18 protein-coding genes and 1 pseudogene are annotated in these 16,820 nt (G+C 61.8%); 4 read left to right on the forward strand and 15 right to left on the reverse strand.

What is annotated here, in order from left to right; all coding sequences use genetic code 11:
* Positions 1–122 precede the first annotated feature (122 nt).
* Both NWF24_RS25770 and NWF24_RS25775 read right to left on the reverse strand, forming a co-directional pair.
* A complete protein-coding gene (locus NWF24_RS25770) occupies positions 123–1,676 on the reverse strand; it encodes a hypothetical protein (RefSeq protein ID WP_258351026.1) in 1,554 nt (517 codons plus the stop codon).
* A 748-nt stretch (positions 1,677–2,424) separates the two neighbouring features.
* Positions 2,425–2,976 carry a hypothetical protein gene (locus tag NWF24_RS25775; RefSeq protein WP_258351027.1) on the reverse strand — a complete coding sequence of 184 codons (552 nt, stop codon included), beginning with the start codon at positions 2,974–2,976 and terminating at the stop codon, positions 2,425–2,427.
* 368 nt (positions 2,977–3,344) lie between these two features.
* Between NWF24_RS25775 and NWF24_RS25780 the strand changes: the two genes are divergently transcribed.
* Positions 3,345–3,542, forward strand: coding sequence for a hypothetical protein (locus tag NWF24_RS25780; protein WP_258351028.1), 198 nt, complete (start codon positions 3,345–3,347; stop codon positions 3,540–3,542).
* Positions 3,543–3,919: 377 nt separating this feature from the next.
* On the opposite strand, the gene NWF24_RS25785 is transcribed toward NWF24_RS25780, so the two are convergent.
* The 9 genes and pseudogenes from NWF24_RS25785 to NWF24_RS25825 form a co-directional block, all read right to left on the reverse strand.
* Entirely contained in the window at positions 3,920–4,045 is a 126-nt protein-coding gene (locus NWF24_RS25785; protein WP_258351029.1) for a hypothetical protein, read from the reverse strand.
* A gap of 146 nt (positions 4,046–4,191) precedes the next feature.
* Positions 4,192–4,563 carry a response regulator gene (locus NWF24_RS25790; protein ID WP_258351030.1) on the reverse strand — a complete coding sequence of 124 codons (372 nt, stop codon included), beginning with the start codon at positions 4,561–4,563 and terminating at the stop codon, positions 4,192–4,194.
* 139 nt (positions 4,564–4,702) lie between these two features.
* Positions 4,703–4,936, reverse strand: coding sequence for a hypothetical protein (locus NWF24_RS25795; RefSeq protein ID WP_258351031.1), 234 nt, complete (start codon positions 4,934–4,936; stop codon positions 4,703–4,705).
* Positions 4,937–5,045: 109 nt separating this feature from the next.
* Complete coding sequence (locus NWF24_RS25800; RefSeq protein ID WP_258351032.1) at positions 5,046–5,204, reverse strand: DUF3309 domain-containing protein; 159 nt, start codon at positions 5,202–5,204, stop codon at positions 5,046–5,048.
* Between the two features lie 109 nt (positions 5,205–5,313).
* The gene (locus NWF24_RS25805; RefSeq protein WP_258351033.1) at positions 5,314–6,006 is read right to left on the reverse strand and encodes a Crp/Fnr family transcriptional regulator; all 693 of its coding nucleotides are present in this window, start codon (positions 6,004–6,006) and stop codon (positions 5,314–5,316) included.
* A gap of 121 nt (positions 6,007–6,127) precedes the next feature.
* Positions 6,128–6,842: pseudogene (locus tag NWF24_RS25810) on the reverse strand (Crp/Fnr family transcriptional regulator).
* A 140-nt stretch (positions 6,843–6,982) separates the two neighbouring features.
* Entirely contained in the window at positions 6,983–7,234 is a 252-nt protein-coding gene (locus NWF24_RS25815) for a hypothetical protein (protein WP_258351034.1), read from the reverse strand.
* A 38-nt stretch (positions 7,235–7,272) separates the two neighbouring features.
* Positions 7,273–8,397: a sensor histidine kinase gene (locus NWF24_RS25820; RefSeq protein WP_258351035.1), complete on the reverse strand. Its 1,125-nt coding sequence runs from the start codon at positions 8,395–8,397 to the stop codon at positions 7,273–7,275.
* Positions 8,398–8,599: 202 nt separating this feature from the next.
* The gene (locus tag NWF24_RS25825; protein WP_258351036.1) at positions 8,600–8,821 is read right to left on the reverse strand and encodes a hypothetical protein; all 222 of its coding nucleotides are present in this window, start codon (positions 8,819–8,821) and stop codon (positions 8,600–8,602) included.
* Between the two features lie 396 nt (positions 8,822–9,217).
* Here NWF24_RS25825 and NWF24_RS25830 point away from each other — a divergent pair, with 396 nt between their 5' ends.
* The 3 genes from NWF24_RS25830 (at position 9,218) to groL (ending at position 12,599) form a co-directional block, all read left to right on the forward strand.
* Positions 9,218–9,511: a hypothetical protein gene (locus NWF24_RS25830; protein ID WP_258351037.1), complete on the forward strand. Its 294-nt coding sequence runs from the start codon at positions 9,218–9,220 to the stop codon at positions 9,509–9,511.
* Between the two features lie 1,059 nt (positions 9,512–10,570).
* Entirely contained in the window at positions 10,571–10,864 is a 294-nt protein-coding gene (locus NWF24_RS25835; protein WP_258351038.1) for a co-chaperone GroES, read from the forward strand.
* An 82-nt stretch (positions 10,865–10,946) separates the two neighbouring features.
* Complete coding sequence (gene groL / locus NWF24_RS25840) at positions 10,947–12,599, forward strand: chaperonin GroEL (RefSeq protein WP_093048403.1); 1,653 nt, start codon at positions 10,947–10,949, stop codon at positions 12,597–12,599.
* 83 nt (positions 12,600–12,682) lie between these two features.
* Here groL and xylB read toward each other — a convergent pair whose 3' ends face one another.
* From xylB to NWF24_RS25860, 4 genes are read right to left on the reverse strand one after another with little or no spacing between them, the layout of a single operon-like run.
* Entirely contained in the window at positions 12,683–14,155 is a 1,473-nt protein-coding gene (xylB, locus tag NWF24_RS25845) for a xylulokinase (protein ID WP_258351039.1), read from the reverse strand.
* A gap of 29 nt (positions 14,156–14,184) precedes the next feature.
* Positions 14,185–15,141, reverse strand: coding sequence for an AraC family transcriptional regulator (locus tag NWF24_RS25850; RefSeq protein ID WP_258351040.1), 957 nt, complete (start codon positions 15,139–15,141; stop codon positions 14,185–14,187).
* 14 nt (positions 15,142–15,155) lie between these two features.
* Positions 15,156–16,130, reverse strand: coding sequence for a carbohydrate kinase family protein (locus NWF24_RS25855; RefSeq protein ID WP_258351041.1), 975 nt, complete (start codon positions 16,128–16,130; stop codon positions 15,156–15,158).
* Positions 16,131–16,147: 17 nt separating this feature from the next.
* The gene (locus NWF24_RS25860; RefSeq protein ID WP_258351042.1) at positions 16,148–16,819 is read right to left on the reverse strand and encodes a transaldolase family protein; all 672 of its coding nucleotides are present in this window, start codon (positions 16,817–16,819) and stop codon (positions 16,148–16,150) included.
* Position 16,820 lies beyond the last annotated feature (1 nt).

Raw genomic sequence — 16,820 nt, forward strand, 5'->3', positions numbered from 1 at the left:
AGCGGAAGGCCCCGTCCTTCCTGCGCTGCATGAGGTACGCCTCAACTTGTCCGAAACTCCAAGGCCGACAACGAAAGTCTCTCGCCTCAAGAGGAGAGATGACTCGCCTCATCATTTGGTGCTCAGAGCTTGGCAGGATAAAGGTTCGCAGACGCAGTTGGCCCGCCGAAGCACATCCTCAGGCACTGCAAACGATGACCGAGGTCGGACGACTCGCCTATCTTTCCGTCAAACAGCTCTCCCAGCAGTCTCCGGCTCTTGGCAAGATCCATTTCTCCGGCGGCATATTTCAATGCGAGAGTAGGCAACAGCCTGTGCACCTTAGCTAACAACCCCCAGCCCTCAGATTCAGGGAAACGTGCAATCAAGGCGTGACGGTATCGCCAGCCGGTTGCCGGGTTGAAATTGACCGCCAGAATTTTCCCTCCATGTCCCGACCCGTCGATGAATGCTTCCGGGAAACAGATCAACTCGAAAGGGATCTGTACGTAGGCGGTGTAGTTCGCCATCATGAAGGCTTCGATGCTCGTCATGCGGCCAATGGCATCCTGGCTGTTCGCGGCAAAGACCCTGATCAGTTTTCTGTGTTCTGACTCATACTCAAACAGCAAAATGTCAACTCCGCTGGCCTTTCGAATTAATCGGGCATAAACGCCGGTTTCTTTGCGAAAGTTATAGAGGACCAGGGGATGAAGCCTGTCGGGCTGCTGTAATGCGCGCTCGAAGAGCCGCCGAAAGTTCGCCAGCCTGTAAGGTTTTTCAAAGCGGAAACTTCGGGTCTGTTGCGGGTTGTCGATGGTCGGGGCTGGGATTCTCCGAGATTTATCGAAAACCAACAGCAGCTGGTCTGAATCAATTGAAAATTCTGGCATCCATCGAAGATCCTCGGTGTGCCAAATGTGAATAAGGATTGATCGAACAGCACCGTAGCGCTGCATAAGCCGGAGAACTGGAAGCTCGTCGTTCCAAAAGACATTGCCCAATGCAAAACCGCCGTCCATATAGACATGTATATCGCCGCTGGCTCCCATGCCGAAATACCGGGACACCAGCGCCCACAGAAGCGTCGAAAGCTCCCACGGGACTGCTTTGAACAATGAAAGCTTGTCGAGCAGCTGCCCTATATCGGTTTTTTCCAGAGCGGTAGCTTCGGGCGGTGGTTGGGAGACCTCATATGCTTTCTTGCGGCTCTCCGCACCTGACCAGAACACGCGCGGGCTTTCCGCTTCCAACGGCTTCAACCCCAGAGCTTTGGCGCGCTGCAGGAAAGCATAGGCTTTGTCTATCTTCTTCTCGATGAAGCACTCCACCATCAATTCCCAAAGGCCCAAAGCCTGTTCTTCGCTGATGGAATTCTTTAAGGTCCGAACGCGCTCAACGAACTCTTTTCGCCATATCACCAGATTGTCATTCAACATCTGGAAATTGACGGTATGAGCATCGACAGGGCCTTTTGGCCCATAGTTTCTCTCGAAAAACAAATTGATTTGCTCAATCGATGGTCGCCTTGGTGCGGTCGGCATGAGCCCAAGGACGTGAGCATCGATAGCCTCAGGAAAAGGCCCCTGCATGTAGGTCGCGCAAACTGGGCAGCGAGTGCTGACGGAATATTCGGCCAGCTCGTGCCATCCGCTCTTTCCCTCCCGAGTGCAGGGGATGCATTTCCACCAGGCCATCGATCACTCCCGTTCTCAATCGTTAGAAAAGCTCCGTCACTCTCGATTCATGTCAATTTGTTACGCGAAATATTAAGGGCACGGCGGGGACCGGTCCATCACCCAAATTAGGTATCGCGGCGCGCGCGAGGCGCTCGAAAGCAACTCTGACAGATGCTGGGCCCTACGCAAGCCGATGCCCACCTGCGAGATAGCAAGGCGCACAGGCCTGTCTCGCAACACCGCAAAGAAGTACCTGCGAGCGACCGACGAAATGTCGCGCTACACGAAGCGTATGTCGATGCTCGTCCAACTCGAAACTCGGCCTCTTAGAAATCAACGACTTAGCGCACGCTGACTCACCGTGCACGGAATTCTGTCTTCGTATGAATACATGAACTACCTCTTGGTAGTCCAGTTTTTGTCCGCATCCCCAGTGGGTCAAACGAGCGTGGAAATCCACGATCGACAGCCAAGCCAGGGCGAGAAAAAGGGAACTAGAGGAATCCCAAGTGAACGAACGCCAGCACCAGGGAGGCCCCAACGGCACCCCCGAGGCACGCCGACGTCACGATGTGCGCCCCGATCTCGATTCGCACAGTTTGCACCGCCGATCGCAGTCGCGGGACACGGCCAAGTGCGCGCTCGCATTGCCTCATGTGTTGAGCGAGGCTCGCGATGTCACTCTCGACCAAGTCAGTCGTGGTCGACCAGAGACCATTGGGCTTGCAGGCTTCCACGGTGAAGAATCCTTCAGCACTCCCCGGATTCAGTTCTTCCCAAACTTTGTCTTGGCGGCGGCCGCGCAACTTGCCTTGGCATCACCCGACATACTGTCGCACTTCTCGGTAGCGACCTTGTAGTCGGCATCGCGCTTTGCCTGGCTGGCGTCGACCTTGGCCTCGCCGATTTCCTTGCCCATCTTGGCGTTGGCCAGCGCCTTGGTCTTGAGAGCCTTGGCCTCCTGGACGCACACGTCCTTGGCATTGCCCGACTGGTCATCGCACTTTTCCTTGGCGACTGCATAGCCCGCCTCCGCCTTCGCAACCAGCACCTTGTTCCGGTCGCTGGACTTGGCGGTATAGCCGTACTCCAGTTCGGCGCGCGCAACTTTCTCCTTGGCCTTGGCTTCTTCGATGCAGATGTCCTTGGCGTTGTCAGCCAAGGGGACGCACGCCGCCTTGTCGGCCTTGACGTCCGCGCTGATGCGAGTCTTGCCGGCCTGATACTCGGCCTTGGTCATCGTCGCTGCCTGTGCCATTGGCAGTACCAGCATGACGACAACAAGAATCGAAGTCTTGATATTGAAAAGCGTGTTCATATGAACCTTTCTTTGCCCTCAAAATTGGAGGTCGCAATGCATTCACTGCGCGCTTGCTAAAGCGCCCGGCGAAGTGTGCAAGACCTTTTGCGCTCCATATTTGTAGACGGTCGAGTGCGTCTTGTCTGTGCGATACCAAACATGCGCGCCCGCTGCGACTTGGCCCTCCGCCTTGGTCAACGCGCGCTACGGCATAGAACGCATGGCACGCCCCAGTCTTCGTCGGCGACGGCCTCGAGGCAATGCAGGGCAGTGAGAGTAGACGGGTGTTTGGACCAGACCCTGGGCGGTGACGCATAGGCGCGGTATCGAACAGACTTCGACGGCGGGCACTGCTACTGTGGCGTCATGTCCGATAGGTCCGCGCCATGTCACTTTCCTTGTTTGCTGCCGAAACTTTGGTCTTTGACTATCTGAATGGACGCATCCTGCCAAGCACACTGCACCGCGCTGTCGTGCTTGCAGTCGAGACAAGGCTGATGAACGGGTTGATGCCGGTACTGGACGAAACCCTCTGCACCGAGATGGAAGACCATGCCACTGCACCGCCCCCCTTGGTCTCCTGAATCCGTCCTGAGAGCCACACAGGAACGCCTGAGAACTCTCCGCTCGCCATTGGGGAAACACGGGGACGCTCCCTCCGCGTGAGGGTCTTCCTCCGACCTCACTCGCAATCGCGGCCGATGTACAAAGATCTCAGTGAAAAGGCGCCAGGAACCGCGCAACATTGGGCCTGTGGAACATCGATCGTCCCCATGGCCGAGTCCGCTCGGCTTCCCGGCAAGAACTTGGCAGTCGACCCGTCGAACCCCTGCGACCGCGCAGCGTGATGCCTTCTTTCAAAAACAGGGGAGCGCAATGGCCGATCCGCCGCCTTACCAACGCTTCCACCAGGGCCGTGCAGCGGCCCAAATAGCGAGAGGGCGGGTGTCTAGTTCGTGATTCATTGCAGGAGCACTGCCGCGAAGTCGTCGGACTTCCACTTCGAGCGCGTGGGCAATGCCGCGGGCATCTCGATCGCCACGGAGTGCGCGTCGGCGCCATTCGGCAGCCTGGGCCGCCAATCCATGTTGATCTGAGTTTTCCAGTTCCATGATGGAGAGGGATTGTTCATTGCTTATGGCAACTGGCTGTAGGCGGACGGAGTGCACCCTTGTACGAAGGGATACAAATAACCATCTGCGCTTGCAGGTGCGACATCAATGCGACCGCCCGTCAATGCTCGGCAGCGCAATAGGCAAGGAACTCATTGACCTCTGCTGCCTTGTCGAAGACCGCATCGGCGCCCAGACGAATGCACTCCGCACGGTTGTCTGGAGAAGCCGCATTGGTCAACGCCACCACGATCCCTCTCTTCCTGCCGAGCGCTGAAAGGGCGGCCAACACGCCGAGCCCTGTTCCCTGTTTCAGCAACAGATCCACGACGAGAAGCTGCCATGCCTCTTCATTCGCCTGGAGCCAGGCCACAGCTTCAGCCTCGGAGAGCGCGGTCCCTACGACCTCTGCCTGCAAATAGCCCTCGAGCACGACCTTGAGGCTGTCTTGGATCAACGGCTCGTCTTCCACAATAAAAACGGCAAGCGTCATTTTGGGGAGCCTCCTGCGGATATCGATATCGAATGCGGGGCGCATTGCTAACGTCCTGTAGAAGGTCGTGCTTTCGAGGAGGCCCTGTTGTAGGTAGACACCGCGTCAGCTTGTTGGCGCAGCAGCCAAGCCCGTCCCGTTATCGTGCGTCCGACGCCTCCAGATCGGCAGGGCGCTGTGTCGAGTTCAACAGGGAACAAGCACGCATCTTCAAGGCCTCTTCGCCCTTGGCCGTCACCCGTATCACCGTGGCTTGACCGGAGTAAGTTGTTCGCCCCTGGTAGTGCATGAACGGCGGAAGATCTGCCTCTATCAGTCTTGCAGCGCGCAGCAAGTCGCATTTCTCGATGTCCTCATGCACGTCGATGGTCATGGGCATATCTGCGGAGCAAAGCCGCTCGAGCAATTGCATGGGCATTGCAGATCCTCGCATCGATGCAGGTTGACGTCGCCGGTTGATGAACTCGCTTGCACCGCAGTGCCTAGAGGCGTCCCGTCAACAACAAGACGATCACTACGAGCACGACGACGCCGAGAATGCCGCTCGGACCGTAACCCCAGCTGCGGCTGTGCGGCCATGACGGAAACGCCCCGATCAGAACGAGGATCAGGATGATCAGAAGAATGGTGCCAATGCTCATGATTCACTCCTAGGTGCTTGCTTGATATCAAGTTACCAAGGCGGCGCATTCCAGTCTGTTCGCTATCGAACAAACTGGAATGCATTGCCTGGTTGTCCGACCGCTGGCGTCAATCCAGCGTGTCGGCGTAGGCCTTCCGATCGGCCGCGTAGCAGCCGCACGCTGCCGCTTCCAGGCCGCTGCGATCGAGCACCTTGAGATCGCCACGGTGGTAAGCGATCAGCCCGCTGTGCTGCAAGGCGTTGGCAGCCACGGTGATGCCTACCCGTCGCACGCCGAGCATGTAGGCCAGGAATTCATGCGTCACGCGAAAGCTGTCGCGGTGGGCGCGGTCCTGGCTCATCAGCAGCCACCGGGCCAGACGTGGGCCAATCTGGTGGAAGCGAAGACATGCGGCCGAGGTTGTCAGCTGGGCCATCAGCACGTAAAGGTAGCGGTTCAGCACGCGCTGCAAGGCCGCGCTGCGTTCGAGCTCCTTGCGGAAGGCACCCGCGTCGACGCGCCATGCCGTCCCCGCACCTTGCACAACCGCACGCAGGGGCGTTGTGCCCACCCCCAGCACGATTTGCGCGCCCAGCATGCCCTCGCGCCCGACCATCCCGACTTCGAGCTCGGGGCTGCCGCCGGTCAGCGTCAGCAGCGAAATGAAACCTTCCGTGGGGAAATAGGCGTAGCGCGTGTACTCGCCGGGCGAGCAGAGCACGTCGGCCAAGATCAATGGAGTGGGTTCGCAGATGGCGAGGAAGCGCCGCCGGTCTTTCGCGGGAAGCAGTTCGATCAGATGGTTCTCGACGGCGGTCAATCTCGCCCTCCGGTGCGTTGGCAGTCCGAACAAGTCTGCAACCTGCGCCGAAAATCGACTGTTCGATAGCGAACACAACGTGCTGGCATCTGCAGATGCCGGTCGCCACCGCCCGGACAGCCTACGCCGCGACCCTGTCCGGCAGAAGCCGGTCGTATTCCTTCTTGACCACCGCATAGCATTCGCAGGTGCGTTGCTCCAGGCCTTGTCGATTCAGCTGAAATGTGACCGCGTGCGTAGCGGATCAGACCGGCCTCCTGCAGCTTGAGCGCCCCCTCGGTCACGCCCTCGCGGCGTACACCGAGCATGTTGGCGATCAGCTCCTGTGTCATCAGGAGTTCGCTTCCTTCCAGCCGGTCCAGGCTCAGCAGCAGCCAACGGCAAAGCTGTTGATCCAGGGAATGGTGTCGGTTGCAGACCGCCGTCTGCGCCATCTGCGTGATCAGCGCCTGGGTGTAGCGCAGCAACAGGTGGAGGATGGGGGGGCGCGTGAATTCGTCCTTGATGGCCTGTGCCCTCAGCCGGAAGCCCTGCCCAGCGCTTTGCACGACGGCGCGGCTGGGCGTGGATTCGCCGCCCATGAACAGCGAGATGCCGACAATGCCCTCGTTGCCAACCACGGCGATCTCAGCCGAGGCGCCGTTCTCCATCACGTACAGCAACGAGACGATGGCGCTGGTTGGAAAGTAGACATGGCTCAGTGCAATGCCCGACTCATACAACACCTGACCCAACGGCATTTCCACCGCTTCGAGTTGCGGCCGCCAGCGTTGCCATTCGGCATCGGACAGTGATGCCAGCAGATGGTTTCTTCTCGGATCGATCGCAACGGGCATCGCGTCCTCCAGACGGCTCTGGAGATGAATCGGGATCCGGGTTCAGGCGCAGAGTCTTCTTCAGTATAGGCAGCGACGGCATTTTTTGTGCGCTATCGCACACATCGGCTTCTCGCGAATACCCGACCGTTCAGCGCGAATCACGGTGTCGGGAGCACCGTTTTCTTCCGCGCGCAGGACTTTTCGCTGGCGATGGCCAAGGCGCCTTCGCGGGTGATCGCGTGGACATGCACTGCTTCCGTCGCGAATACTCTCGGCCCGCATTGCACTTCAAGAGTCACTTCAATCATGCCGCTGGCAACCAGCCGTTTTGCCGCAGCAACATCCGCAGACAACGTGAGCCACCGAGGCTGCGTCATGCGTTCGATCCGCATCAGCAATTGAATGTCCATGGCGAATCCTTCTGGGGCAGGGAACGACGCAGTGCCGGTCACTGGAGCGAGTGGCGCGGCAGTGCGATCGTGAAGACGCAACCGGTGCCGGGCACGTCCCGCACGGTCAATGTGCCGAAGTCCGCCTCGACGCTCTGGCGGGCGATGGAAAGCCCCAGGCCCAGGCCCGACCGGTCATGACTGTGCTGGTTGAAGGGGGCGAACATCTTGGCGGCGATTCCCGGCGGCAGCCCTCCGCAGTGATCTTCGACTTCGATCAGGACATGCTCGCCAAGCTCATAGGCCTTCAAGGCGATGTCGGTGTGCGGGTGCGTGAACTTGAATGCGTTCTGCAGCAGGTTTGCCAATGCAGCAAGCAGCAGCTCCCGGTTTCCCCGGATGGCCAGCAGGGAGTCGACGGGTGACACCTCGAAGGCGCAACCCGCGGCGCTTGCAACGAGCTGGGCTGCGGTTTCAGCTTCCTTGATGAACAAGGCCACGGAAAATGTCTGTCGCTGCTCCGGCGCGCCGCTGCGCACCTCGGCGAGCGCCCGGCTGATCAGCTCGCCCATTGCAGACAGGCTGCGCTTCAGCACGGCTCCGGTGGCGCCGCCCACCGTCATGTTGCCGAGTTCGAGGGCGTGAATCGCAAGGGTTGCCGTGCCCAGGGAATTGCGCAACTCGTGAACCAGGAACCCGAAACGCTCCGTCGCGTCGAGGCTCTGCTGGTGGGCGATTTGCGTATCCCGCTGAAAGCTGAATTCGGTGACCGCATCGGCAATGGCGTTGTCCAGGCACCGGTTCAGCGTCCGGAATTCTCCGATGGCGAACGGTGCGTCGCGCTCGAAGGCCAGGTCCGTGATCGCCTGGCAAAGGTCGCCGTAGTCGTGAACGACCTGGTCGACTGTGTACCCCAGCTTCAGCAGCTCCTTGCCATGGGCGGTGGCGGTCACCCCCATTTCCGACAGCGCCAGCGAGTCTCCGCCCGATGGTCCCGAGATCCTGACGCTCTCGGCAGGTTTGTCGTCTTCTTCGGCCGCAAGGGTTCTTATCAGCTGCTCGAGGAACAACGGGATGCCGTTCGCCAACTGATGTTCAGTGGCGGCCCGCCGGGGCCTCAGTGCAACCTTCGACTTGCACCGTGAAACCAGCTCTTCCCGGTTGTTGGTGAGAAAGTTGCGCATGTTCCGGGACCTCGATGGCTTTCGCCGGGTTCATCCAATGGATGCCGCCCGCTTTTGCTTCACGGGCGTGCATGCCATCGTTAGCTGGCCGGGGTGGAACTGTCTGTGCGGTGGCGAACATATTTGGCGCGCTGCGGCCTAGACCGAGCGCGGACGGCCTCCGGTGCCTGGAGGAGGAGAAAAGGACGGCCAAGCGCCTCGGTTATAGGGCGACTTGCCCTATGTCGGTGGCAAACCAGCGAAAGATATTGGTCGGGTTTTTCCAATCCTTCGTGCACCGAACGAACAGAAAGCCGGACGCTGCATTACCGATTGCGTCGATGGGAATGCCAGCGGCCCGCAACGCTGCCGCCTCTTCTTCAGCACTCGTATCGATCGGCAGTTTCAGAGTGATGGTCGCGCTGTGGATGACTTGCTTTGGCATGGATTTTCCTCCCGTGATTGCTCGGCACGTTAGGAAAGTCGAGGAAATTGGTCTGTGCGATTTCGCACATAAGGAATGCCGCTTTCCTCAAGAGCAAGTCCAGAAGAGACGCGGGCAATGGCTTGCGTCGACCGGCTGTGCGCGGAACAGGCGTAAAAATGCCCGCTTGAGGCGGGCACTGAAACGTTGGAAGTTCAGGATTTGGACAGTGACAGCCCGCCAGCATCGAGGCTCCGCCTTGGATGGGCGGGCGCCTAAGCTACCTCTACCAGCGCTGGATGGCCGTCAACGAGATCATGGCGTGGCTCTGGCGTTCGGTCTGTGTGCTATCGCACGGTCCAAACTTCCTCCCAGCGGTAGTGTCACGGTTCCAACTCCTTCCATATGGAGGACACCATGACTCCCTCCCAATTCACCGCCGAGTCTCTGCTTTGTACCTACCTCAACGGGCGCAGCATGCCGAAGATCCTTCGTGACGCGGTTGTATGGGTGATCGAGGCCCGGCTGGCCAGCAACGAGACGCCAATTCTCGACGAAACGCTGCGCATTGACATCGACAACCATGCGGTAGCGCTTCCTGAACGACCGATCGTATGTGCCTTGCTGCGTCGCTCGGACGAGGCTGAAGTCACAACGTATGCAAGCGCGAGGCATCCAGGCCACCGAGAGTTCGGAACCTCAGTGTATTGATACGAGTGCTGGAGCTTCAGGGCCACCCATCGGCTTCAACTTTTTCGCTGACATGGCTTCCGGCGTTATGGCGAATCCGGTGCGCTGACGCCGGCGTGATCGGAGCGAAGGCACATCACTGGTGGTGTGCTTTCGCGATTCAGTATTCGTCAGACATCCGCAAAGTCTGTCGCGCTTTATTTCGCTGGCTGGGTCTCCGGAGCGGGTGTGACGATCACAGTAGTGCTTTCGCTAGGCTTGCCAGCCTCCCCTTTTTTTCCATCGACGCCTTGGGCACCGGCTACACCGGGGGGGCCTGCGGGTCCGGGCGCAGCCACGGGTGCCGCTGGAACGGCGACCACGGCAGTGGGTCTATCGCACGCGGCCAAGCTCAACGCGCCGAGCAGCGCAAAAGTCAGGAGTGAACGGTTCATAGAGAATCCTTTGAAGGCCCCTCAGGCTAGGCGCATTTCTGGCATGAGACGGTGCGCCAGCGAACATAGACTGAATCGCCCCGGCTTCCCTGGACACTTTTGAGCTGCTGGAAATGACGTCGCTCGACCTCTACGGGCGACAGGTTGCCGCAGCGGCTCATGCTGCAGACCAGGTTGTGGTAACGCAAGAAGCCCTGCCAGTCACGACCGGTTGAATCCACCGTCTTGAGCGGAAGTTGGGCCCGAGCCTGAACGACCGACGATGAATGAGGGCTGTATTGGCTCCGCCCATACCCCAGGGGCCACCTTTCCGCAGGTCCATCGACCTCCCCATGCTAAATCTACCCGGGTGAATTTCAACCGGATTTAGGTGATCCGACGCATTCATGAACGTTCAGTAGCGTCTCCCGGCAGCCTGCAGCAGCAGCAACCTCTCGGAAAAGTACGGTCGTGCAGTTCCGGGTTAACTGAGAACCGACAGCACCTGCGGCAACCCCTGTCACTTGAAAGCCCATCGATTGCCCTTATGATTAGCACTCGCTGCTGATGAGTGCTAACAGCCCTCGCTTCCAGTCGATGGGCTGCCGGCCTCCGGTCCGGCACCCGACCACAAACCCGTTTCTTATCCATACATCCAGGAGATGCAATGAAACTTCGTCCTTTGGCCGATCGCGTGATCGTCAAGCGTGTTGACAGCGAAACCAAGACCGCCTCCGGCATCGTCATCCCCGACGCAGCCGCTGAAAAGCCCGATCAGGGTGAAGTCCTGGCCGTGGGCCCGGGCAAGCGCAACGACAAGGGCGAACTGGCCGCACTGACCGTCAAGGTCGGCGACCGCGTCCTGTTCGGCAAGTACAGCGGCCAGACCGTCAAGGTCGGCGGTGACGAATTGCTCGTCATGAAGGAAGACGACCTGTTCGCGGTCGTCGAAGGCAAGTGATTTGCGGGACAGACCAAGCCGGCGCGAAGCGCGGATTGCTCTGTCCTCAACTGATTAGATTCAATTTCTGGAGTAAACAAACATGGCAGCAAAAGACGTAGTCTTCGGCGGTGAAGCCCGCGCACGCATGGTCGAGGGTGTGAACATCCTGGCCAACGCAGTCAAGGTGACCCTGGGCCCCAAGGGCCGCAACGTGGTGCTCGAGCGCTCGTTCGGCGCCCCCACCGTCACCAAGGACGGTGTGTCGGTGGCCAAGGAAATCGAACTCAAGGACAAGCTGCAGAACATGGGCGCCCAGCTCGTGAAGGAAGTGGCTTCCAAGACTTCGGACAACGCCGGTGACGGCACCACCACCGCGACCGTGCTGGCACAAGCCATCGTTCGCGAAGGTTTCAAGCTGGTGGCTGCCGGCATGAACCCGATGGACCTGAAGCGCGGCATCGACAAGGCCGTGACGGCCCTGGTCGCCGAGCTGAAGAAGGCTTCCAAGCCCACCACCACGTCGAAGGAAATCGCTCAAGTCGGCTCGATCTCGGCCAACAGCGACGAAACCATCGGCAAGCTCATCGCTGACGCGATGGACAAGGTCGGCAAGGAAGGCGTGATCACCGTGGAAGACGGCAAGTCGCTGGACAGCGAACTCGACGTCGTCGAAGGCATGCAGTTCGACCGCGGCTACCTGTCGCCCTACTTCATCAACAACCCCGAGAAGCAATCGGCGCTGCTCGACAACCCCTTCGTGCTGCTGTTCGACAAGAAGATCAGCAACATCCGCGACCTGCTCCCCACGCTGGAACAAGTCGCCAAGGCTGGCCGTCCGCTGCTGATCATTGCCGAAGAAGTCGAAGGCGAAGCCCTGGCTACGCTGGTCGTGAACACGATCCGCGGCATCCTGAAGGTCGTGGCTGTCAAGGCTCCTGGCTTCGGCGACCGCCGCAAGGCCATGCTGGAAGACATCGCCATCCTGACGGGCGGCAAGGTCATCGCTGAAGAAGTGGGCCTGACGCTCGAAAAGGTGACGCTGGCCGACCTGGGTCAAGCCAAGCGCATCGAAGTGGGCAAGGAAAACACGATCATCATCGACGGCGCCGGTGCCGCTGGCGACATCGAAGCCCGCGTGAAGCAAGTGCGCGTGCAGATCGAAGAAGCCACGAGCGACTACGACCGTGAAAAGCTGCAAGAGCGCGTGGCCAAGCTGGCCGGCGGCGTTGCAGTGATCAAGGTTGGCGCTGCCACCGAAGTCGAAATGAAGGAAAAGAAGGCTCGCGTCGAAGACGCCCTGCACGCTACCCGCGCTGCAGTGGAAGAAGGCGTCGTGGCTGGCGGCGGCGTGGCTCTGCTGCGTGCCAAGCAAGCCGTGGGCGAGTCGGTCAAGGGCGACAACGCTGACCAGGAAGCCGGCATCAAGCTGGTGCTCAAGGCCATCGAAGCTCCCCTGCGCGAAATCGTGAACAACGCCGGCGGCGAAGCCTCGGTGGTGGTGAACGCTGTGTTGGCCGGCAAGGGCAACTACGGCTTCAACGCTGCGAACGACACGTACGGCGACATGCTCGAGCTGGGCATCCTGGACCCGACGAAGGTCACGCGCACTGCACTGCAGAACGCCGCTTCGGTGTCCTCGCTGCTGCTGACGACCGAAGCCATGGTCGCTGACGCGCCCAAGGACGAGTCTGGCGCCGGCGGCGGCATGCCCGACATGGGCGGCATGGGCGGAATGGGCGGCATGGGCATGTAATGCCCGGCTGAGCACTGCTCACCAAAAGAAGAAGGGCCGCGAAAGCGGCCCTTTTTTATTGCCTGTTGCAGCAGCTACTGCAGTTACTGAAACTGGTCTCGCAGCACCGTGTAGAGCGCCTGAAAGCGTGTGTGGCGCGCGCTATGCACAGCGGCTCCTTCGGTCGACGGAATCAACTGCTGCTGCACCGGCGGCAGCTTGCACACCTCAGCCACCGCGCCTCCATCGGCCAGCCACGCCAGTCGCGCCGCGCCCAGCGCCCCGCCCGTCTCGCTCCCCGCATAGAGCGTGAGCGGCACCTGGAAGATGTCAGCCAGCAACTGGCCCCACCACACGCTGCGCGCACCACCGCCCACCAGCGCCACTTCGCGTAGCGGCATGTCGACCGGCAGCCGCAGGGTGTCGAAGCCATCGCGCAGCCCGAAGCTCACGCCCTCGACCACGGCGTATGCGATTTCCGCCGGACCGTGTGCATGCGTCAGCCCGAACAGCACGCCCTGTGCATTGGGGTTGTTGTGCGGCGAACGCTCGCCTGAGAGGTACGGCAGGAACAGCGGGCAGCGCTCGCGCTGCGCCAGTGGCACCGACGCCGCCGCTTCGAGCAGCGCGGCCTCGTCGGTGAACCGGAAGGTCTTTGCGGCCCAGCTCACCGCGCTCGCGGCCGAGAGCATCACCGACATCTGGTGCCAGCGCTTCGGCAGCGCATGGCAGAAGGCGTGCATCGCCTGCGCGGGGTTCGGCAAAAAACGGTCGGTAGACACGAACACCACACCCGACGTGCCCAGCGACACAAAACCCTGCCCCGGCTCGACCAGCCCCATGCCGACCGCGCTGGCCGCGTTGTCGCCAGCACCGCCGGCAATCAGCACCGCACCACCGCCACCTACACCCCAGCGCGCCGCAAGCTGAGGCTTGAGCTGCGCCGACACCTCACTGCCTTCGACCAGGCGCGGCATGTGCGCACGCGTGAGCCCCGTGGCAGCGAGCAGTTCGTCGGACCAGTCGCGCGCACCCACGTCGAGCCACAGCGTGCCCGCCGCATCCGACATCTCGCTGACCGCCTCTCCGCTGAGCATGAAGCGCAGCCAGTCCTTCGGCAACAGCACGCGCGCAACGCGGCTGAAAACTTCGGGCTCGTGCTCGCGCACCCACAACAGCTTGGGCGCGGTGAAGCCCGGCATCGCCAGGTTGCCCGCGATCTCGCCGAGCCGCGGCACGGCGCGCGCAAGCGCTTCGCACTGCGCGCCACTGCGCCCGTCGTTCCAGAGAATCGCCGGGCGCAGCACCTCGCCCGCTTCGTCGAGCAGCGTGGCGCCATGCATCTGGCCCGACAGGCCGATCGCGCGCACCGCCGCAAGCTCCTCGGGATGCGACTTGCCGAGGGCGCGCATTACCTCTTCGAGCGCATGCCACCACTGCTGCGGTGCCTGCTCCGACCACAGCGGTTGCGGCCGTTCGACCGTGAGCGGCGCGCGGGCCACGCCCGCGATGCGGTGATCGTCGGCGAGCAAAAGCGCCTTGAGCTCGGACGTGCCGAGGTCGAGTCCCAGATACAAGATGAACCCCCTGGTTTTCTGCTGCTTACTTAAGAAGAGACGCCGCTGCCGAAGCGCGTGTCAGCCTGCCGGCGGAATTCGCTCGGCGTCATGCCCTTGATCTCAAGGAAGCGCCGGTTGAAGTTCGCCACGTTGTTGAAGCCCACCTGGTAGCAGATGTCGGTCACGTAGTGGTCGGTCTGCATCAGCAGGTGGCAGGCGCTGTTGATGCGCACGCGGTTGACGAAATCGGTAAAGCTGTTGCCGGTGGAGCGGCGGAAGAAGCGGCTGAAGCGGCTCTCGCTCATGCCCAGCTCGGCCGCCACGTCCGACATCGAGATCGGGTCGGCCATGTTGTTGGTGATGCGGTTGACGATGCCGTTGATCTGGTCGACCTGCGCATCGCCGTCGGCGCCCTGTGCGCCCTGCATCTGCACGCTCGACAGCAACCGGTAGTCGGTGCATTGCGCCAGGTCGGCCATGAAATCGAGAAACAGGCTCAGGCGCCGCACGCCGCGCGCGGCCTTGATGCTGTCCCAGTGCGCCTGCGCGTTCTCCGACATACCGAAGAACTCGATGCCGTGGCGCGCCCGCTCCAGCAGGAGCATTACCTCGCGCAGCTCGGGAATCTGGGATGCCGCGTGCTCGATGGGCTCGTGTCGGAACTGGATCACCCGGTCGCGTCCCGCGGCGCCGCCTTCGGGCACGTCGAGCGAGATCCAGTTGTGCGGCAGCCGCGGCCCGCACAGCACCAGGTGCCCGGGCTGGAACGGCCCGATCCAGTCGCCGATGAAGGCCTTGCCCGATGTCTCGGTGATCAGGTGCAGCTCGTAGTCTTCATGGAAGTGCCATCGCACCAGCGGGCTCGGAAAGCCGTGCGCGAGGCAGCGCACCAGGCCGGTTTCTTCGGGGGTCTCGTAACCCAGCGAGGGGGAACGCGTGAAGTCGCGCTCCAGCTCGGGCTGGCGCTGACGGGGAATCGAACGCTTTCGGGTGGACGTCGTCATGATGGCAGCACGGCTCAGGGCCGGGAAGCAGCAGCAACAGCGGTATTTTGTGCCTTCGCCAGCGCGGCGTGAACCGCCTCCAGCGTCGGTGGATCAGCACCCTCGCGGGTGCAGTTGAGGGCGGCGGCGGTGGCAGCGAAGCTCATCACTTCGCGCCATGCGTCGTCGCTCAGCTCGCCGAGCTGCGCCGGCCGCTCCACGCCATGCGCGAGCAGCGACACGGACAACCCGGCCGTGAAGGTGTCTCCCGCGCCGATGGTGTCGACCACCGTGACGCGCGGCGCGGCCACGGTCAGGGGTTCATGCCCCGTGCGCCAGAGCGTTGCGCCGTCGCCGCCGCGCGTGACGATCACGGCACGCGCGCCGGCCTTCAGGCACTCTGCGGCCAGCGCATCGACCGGCTGGCCGGGCGCGAGCAGCGCCGCGTCTTCGTCGCTGAGCTTGACCAGGTCGGCCATTGCGAACCAGCCCGTGACGCGCGCACGGTAGGCCTCCATGTCCTGGATCAGGCTCGGCCGCACGTTGGGGTCGAACACGATCACGCAGCGCTCCCTGTTCGCTGCGACGAGGTCGGTAATGCGCGTGGCGGCCGGGTCCTGCAGCAGCGAGATCGAGCCGAAGTGCAAAAAGCGGCAGTCCGCCGGCAACTGCGGCAGCGGCTCGGGCGCCCAGGTGGCGTCGGCGCTGCCGCGTGTGTAGAAGGCGTAGCGGTTGGTCTGCGGCGTGCGCTCGACAAAGGCCAGCGTCGAAGGCGCGCTGCTGCGCAGGATGAAGCTGGTGTCCACGCCGTTGCGTTGCAGGAAGCCCATCAGCCGTTCGCCGAACAGGTCGGTCGACAGCTGCGTGAGAAAACCTGTCGGCTGCCCGAGCCGCGCGCAGGCCACGGCCGTGTTGAGCGGCGAGCCGCCCTCGTGCCCGAGGAAAGCCAGGGTGCCCGCCTCGCTGGCGGTGAAATCGATGAGGGCTTCGCCCGTGAGTGCAATGCGCATGGTGTCTGGATTCTGGATCACGGCAAGGCGCGCGCATCCGCCAGAAAGCCGCGTTCGGCGGCCAGCGTGGCGGGATGGTCGAGCAGTTCTGCAAAAAGGCGCGGCGGGATGGTGATGGCTCCCACGCCGAGCCCCAGCAATGAAAGATACGCCTCGCGCGAACGAATGCTGGCCACCAGCAGGCGCGTGCCCGATGAGGGCCGCCGCGCGACCAGCGACTGCATCTGCCCGATCAGCGCCAGTCCGTTGATGCCGGAGTCATCGAGCCGCCCGAGGTACGGCGCCGCATAGGTCGCGCCCAGTTGCGCCGCGAAGTGCGCCTGCTCTGGCGCGTACACGGCTGTGAAGGTGACTGGTACGCCCTGCGCGATGAGCCGCGCGCCGGCGTCAAGGCCCTGGCGTGTGGCGGGAATCTTGATGACCAGTTGGCCGCTGTCGAACTGCGGGAGCAGCGCTTGTGCGTCTTCGAGCATGCCGTCGACTTCGCTCGAATACACCTGCGCCTGCACCTGGCGTGCGCCCAGTTCGATGCAGCGCTTGAGCAGGCCTGGCACTGCGGCGCGGCCGATGCCTGCGCGTTGCAGCAACGTCGGGTTCGTTGTCACGCCGTGCACTACGGGGTGCGGCAGGCAGGCCTTCAGCTCTGTCAGGTCGGCGCTGTCGAGGTACAGGTGGAAGTCTTCGCTCATC

Source organism: Variovorax paradoxus (assembly GCF_024734665.1).
Classification (GTDB): domain Bacteria; phylum Pseudomonadota; class Gammaproteobacteria; order Burkholderiales; family Burkholderiaceae_C; genus Variovorax.

Bases quoted from the DNA above. Each gene is read 5' to 3' on its own strand.
- NWF24_RS25800 (WP_258351032.1), bottom strand. From the start codon at position 5,204: ATGAGCATTGGCACCATTCTTCTGATCATCCTGATCCTCGTTCTGATC.
- NWF24_RS25785 (WP_258351029.1), bottom strand. From the start codon at position 4,045: ATGGATTGGCGGCCCAGGCTGCCGAATGGCGCCGACGCGCACTCCGTG.
- groL (WP_093048403.1), top strand. From the start codon at position 10,947: ATGGCAGCAAAAGACGTAGTCTTCGGCGGTGAAGCCCGCGCACGCATG.
- NWF24_RS25855 (WP_258351041.1), bottom strand. From the start codon at position 16,130: ATGCGCATTGCACTCACGGGCGAAGCCCTCATCGATTTCACCGCCAGC.
- NWF24_RS25775 (WP_258351027.1), bottom strand. From the start codon at position 2,976: ATGAACACGCTTTTCAATATCAAGACTTCGATTCTTGTTGTCGTCATG.
- NWF24_RS25835 (WP_258351038.1), top strand. From the start codon at position 10,571: ATGAAACTTCGTCCTTTGGCCGATCGCGTGATCGTCAAGCGTGTTGAC.
- NWF24_RS25825 (WP_258351036.1), bottom strand. From the start codon at position 8,821: ATGCCAAAGCAAGTCATCCACAGCGCGACCATCACTCTGAAACTGCCG.
- NWF24_RS25770 (WP_258351026.1), bottom strand. From the start codon at position 1,676: ATGGCCTGGTGGAAATGCATCCCCTGCACTCGGGAGGGAAAGAGCGGA.
- NWF24_RS25850 (WP_258351040.1), bottom strand. From the start codon at position 15,141: ATGACGACGTCCACCCGAAAGCGTTCGATTCCCCGTCAGCGCCAGCCC.
- NWF24_RS25780 (WP_258351028.1), top strand. From the start codon at position 3,345: ATGTCACTTTCCTTGTTTGCTGCCGAAACTTTGGTCTTTGACTATCTG.
- NWF24_RS25790 (WP_258351030.1), bottom strand. From the start codon at position 4,563: ATGACGCTTGCCGTTTTTATTGTGGAAGACGAGCCGTTGATCCAAGAC.
- NWF24_RS25795 (WP_258351031.1), bottom strand. From the start codon at position 4,936: ATGACCATCGACGTGCATGAGGACATCGAGAAATGCGACTTGCTGCGC.
- NWF24_RS25815 (WP_258351034.1), bottom strand. From the start codon at position 7,234: ATGGACATTCAATTGCTGATGCGGATCGAACGCATGACGCAGCCTCGG.
- NWF24_RS25820 (WP_258351035.1), bottom strand. From the start codon at position 8,397: ATGCGCAACTTTCTCACCAACAACCGGGAAGAGCTGGTTTCACGGTGC.
- NWF24_RS25860 (WP_258351042.1), bottom strand. From the start codon at position 16,819: ATGAGCGAAGACTTCCACCTGTACCTCGACAGCGCCGACCTGACAGAG.
- NWF24_RS25830 (WP_258351037.1), top strand. From the start codon at position 9,218: ATGACTCCCTCCCAATTCACCGCCGAGTCTCTGCTTTGTACCTACCTC.